This window comes from Pseudomonadota bacterium, from assembly GCA_010028905.1.
Classification (GTDB): domain Bacteria; phylum Vulcanimicrobiota; class Xenobia; order RGZZ01; family RGZZ01; genus RGZZ01.
This window is the reverse complement of the sequence record RGZZ01000470.1, coordinates 1-3,931: the sequence shown is the minus strand read 5'-3', so window position 1 is coordinate 3,931 and position 3,931 is coordinate 1. Positions and strand designations below refer to the sequence as shown.

The following is a 3,931-nucleotide window of genomic DNA, read 5'->3' as shown; positions in this document are numbered from 1 at the left end:
CGGGGGGCGATCTCCACCAAGAACCCGCGCTGACCGCCGTTGATGCAGATGCGACCGAGGTCGAGGATGGTGGCCTCGACGTAGATGGCAACGGGCTTTCGCAGCCCGAACGGGCTCGTGCCGCCGGTCTTGTAGCCGGTGTGCTTCTCGGCCACATCGGGCGGGCACGGGCTTACGGTTTTGCACCCGAGGTGACGCGCGAGCGCCTTGGTCGAGACCTCGCGGTCGCCGTGCATGAGCACGATGAGCGGCTTGCGGTTCTCGTCGTGCATCACCAGGGTCTTGATCACCTTGTGCTCATCGACGCCGAGCTCACGTGACGACACGGCGGTGCCGCCGCGCTCTTCGTACTTGTAGGGCCGGGGAACGAAGTCGACGCCGCTGGCGCGCAGCTGGCGAACGGCCATGGTGATGGGGGTGGCGTCGGACATGGCGTGTCTCTTCTCTGCGCGGAGCAGGGCGCGGGGTCTCCCCCGTGCCCTGCTCGTGCGCTCAGATCGAAGACTCCCAGTAGGGGGTCTGGGGGGTGGGTTCGTGCCCCGAGCCCATCAGGCCTCGCGCTTCGGCAGTGGCGTCATCGAGGGTCTGGGTGCCGCGCTCGAAGAGCGGCACCAGGCTTGCGGGGGGGAGGGAGGCGTCGTCGAGGGCGGCGAGCATCTCCGGCAGGGCGGTGCGGCGGAAGCGCTGCAGCAGCGCGAACTGGCTCGCGTCGTGGCGGCGCCCGAGCACCTGGGTGAGCTGTCGCTGCGCCCGCTTCAATGCCGTGGCCTTGGGACGTCGCCCGGCCCGCAGGTCGGTCAGCAGGGTGGCGATGGCGTCGCGCACGGCGTCGATGGCCTCGATCACGTCGAGCACCGTGGCGGGAGGGGGCAGCGACGACCTGATCTCTTTCACTCCTTCGATGCTGCGGTCTGCTGGGCTGCCCATCATTCTGGCGGGACTCGCAAGCGCGAACTCGTCAGGCGCCTCCGCACACGAGAATGCCATGGGCGGGGGCGCCATCGGCGGGGACGCCGAGGGCGGAATCGCGGCGCGCACGCGCTTGGCCGCTCCACCCGTTGACAGGGACTGCGCGACCGCGCCAACGGTGAGCGATCGCGTCGCACTGTATGCATCCATCTCCCACTCGGCCGGCATCTCCACCGCCTGGGTGACCCTTCGGCGCTTGCCCGTGGCGTTCACGACCTCTTCGTCGACGACCACGAATGCGGTGAACCGTGTGAGCACGTGGTGCGCCTTCGACAGGGTGATGATCTGCTTCTTGATGGCGGCCTGCTTCTCAGGCTCGAGGCGGTAGCGATCTTCGAGGTCGCTGATGCGTCCGCGCGCCCAGAGCTGGCCGATGGCGGGCGTGTCGACAGTGCTGGCTGGAACGGTGATGTCGAGTGCGCTGCCATCTGCATATCGCCCGCGCACGCGCACTTCGCCCGGCTTCTTCATCGCCAGGTACGCCGTGGCGGCGCGTCCGGCGAAGAGGTCGGGCATGCGCGCGGGCACGACTGAATCGCGCTCGATGGTGGGGCCTTCCACGGTCACGTCGGTGACGAGCGGCACGCCGATCTCGCGCCCCACGGCCTGCAGGGCACCTTCGAGGTGCGCGCCCGGCGCCACGAAGGCCGCGGTGCCTCCCGCCAGGGCGGCGAGTCGGTTCAAGAAGCCCTCGTTCACAGCGGTGTCGATGCCCACGGTGAAGATGCGGGTGTCGCCGCTGCTCTGGCTCACCTTTTCGAGCACGTGACCTTCGTCTCCGATCTGGCCGTCGGTGAGCAATATGATGATGGCGGCGCGCATGCCCTCGTCTTCGTTCTTTGAGAGCATGTGCTGCGCGCTGTCGAGGGCGCTGCCGATCTCGGTGCCGCCGCGGGCCTCCACGCCGCGCAGGAACCGCTCGCCCACCTCGATGCCGGCTTCGTCGGCGACGGCGAAGGGCTGTGAGGGGGTGCTCACGGTGTCTCCCGTGAGCGGTTCGAGCCAGTCGACCCGGTCATCGAACAGCTCGATGGCGAAGCGATCGCGTGGTCCCAGGGTGTTGAGGAGGATGGCGCAGGCGCGCGCCGCAGACACCATCTTCGACCCCTCCATCGAGCCCGAGCGATCGAGCACGAACACGACATCGCGGGGACGACCCATGAAGCCCTCGGGCCGCGGTGGCACGATGGACAGCGCGGCGTGGGTATTCTCCCCAGCGCGGCTCACCCAGAGCGAGGCGGAGACCTCAGCGCGGGCCACCCGCCAGCGCAGCACGAAGTCGCGGTTCAGCCGCTCTCCCTCACGGGCCAGTGTCACCCGAGCGTGGCCGCTGTCGAGGCCTAGACGCGTGGCGTGCTGCGAGCACTCGAGATCGGCGAGGTTGCCGTCGTTGAGGTCGACCTCGATGTGAAGGCCCACCTTCGGATCGAAGCCTTCGGCGAGGCGCGGCGGGGTGATGCGCGATGCGTCGGGAACGCGGTCGGTGTCGCTCTCGGTGCCCACGCCCACACTCGGTCGGTCGAGGGGGGTGCCTGGGATGTAGCGCGGTGCGACGACCAGCGGCAGGCGGAGCTCGACCGTTCCGTTGTCGAAATAGGGGAGGCGCTCTGACCAGGTGATGATGATCTTCACCGATTCATCGGGTGCGATATTGCCCACTTGAACCGTGAACACGCCGTCTCGCTCCTTCTCGAGCAGGGCCGCGCGCTTGCCGTCGTCGAGGGCCTGGACGTACTGGCGCTGGGCCTGCGCGCGCTCCTCGATGGCTCCACGCAGCACCTTTCCACCCACGTGCATCTCCAGATCGGTAACCACCCCACCGCCGGGAAGGGGGAACACATACGTGGCTTCGAGCGGCTCTTCGAACGTGTTGCGGAAGGTCTCGGTCATGGTGGTGACGGCGAAGCGGTCGACGACCCGCGCGCTGATGTCGACGCGCTGCAGGGGAAGCTGGGTGGGACCGTTCTGGGGCTTCACCTCGAGCAGGCCGAAGCCGCGCGTGATGGTCTCGTCCTTGAATGCGAGCAGGGGCAGCGGAGTCTCGACGAGGGTCATGGGGCGTCCTCCATTCACGATTTCTGTCTGAGGTGGGGGTGCGAGGGGCGCTCGCGCAGCGCTTCCAGCGCCGCGAGCAGGCGCGCCTCGAGGCGCGCGCTGTCGTCTGGGAGGGTCCAGCCGTCTTCGACCATGATCTTGAGGCCGGGCTCGATGGTGATCTCGCGCCACACCACGGGCGTGAACGCGGGTTGGGTGGGGGTTCGCGAGATGGCGGCGGCCTCGATGATCGCCAGCAGCTCGGGCTCTGAACGTCCATAGAGGCGTTTCTGGATGTCGGCGAGGGCGAGGTCTTGCGACTGAAGCGCCTTGACGGCGAGCAGCTGCACGAGGTGACGCGCGCTGTAGCGGGCCTGCCGCCCCTCGATCTGCGGGCGGTCGAGCAGGCCGAGGCTGGTGTAGTAGCGGACGGTGCGCCCGTCCGGCGCCGCAGACACCCGTTGATCGGAAGCGCTGTCGCGCAGGCCGTAGTGCTCGAGGCACCGCACGGTCTCGCTGCAGAGGGCTTCCAGGGAGTAGGGCCAGGGGTCGGCGGTCATTGTAACAGTATTGTACTTAAATGCTGTAATGATGTCAAGTTTAGTGCGCGATGCAAGACGGGTGGTGGGATCGCAACGGGAGAGAAAGGCGCTGAGAAGCCGCTAGTGCTTCAGTGGATGCGCTGATCTGGAGGGCGTTGGCTTCTTGGCGGGAGCGGCTCTTCGAACGGAGGGGGAGGGTGATGGCGCCACGACCCTTGCCGCTGGCGAGGGGCTTGGCACAGAGACGGGCTGGTGGCGCAGGGTCTGAAGATAGACGAGAAGGCCGATGATCATTGCAATGAGGAGGAGCGCAACCATCGCAAGGATACGATCTTCTCGCGTCTTCGTCACACGGCTGCAGTCGATTTTGATGCAGCACTCGCAGC

At 67.5% G+C, this 3,931-nt stretch carries 3 protein-coding genes; all 3 read right to left on the bottom strand.

What is annotated here, in order from left to right; all coding sequences use genetic code 11:
* On the bottom strand, positions 1-431 hold a 431-nt coding region (locus EB084_21330), incomplete at its 3' end, for an aminoacyl-tRNA deacylase (GenBank protein ID NDD30807.1).
* Between the two features lie 61 nt (positions 432-492).
* Complete coding sequence (locus tag EB084_21325) at positions 493-3,024, bottom strand: VWA domain-containing protein (GenBank protein NDD30806.1); 2,532 nt, start codon at positions 3,022-3,024, stop codon at positions 493-495.
* A 14-nt stretch (positions 3,025-3,038) separates the two neighbouring features.
* Positions 3,039-3,563, bottom strand: a complete 525-nt coding sequence (locus tag EB084_21320; protein ID NDD30805.1) for a MerR family transcriptional regulator — start codon at positions 3,561-3,563, stop codon at positions 3,039-3,041.
* Positions 3,564-3,931 lie beyond the last annotated feature (368 nt).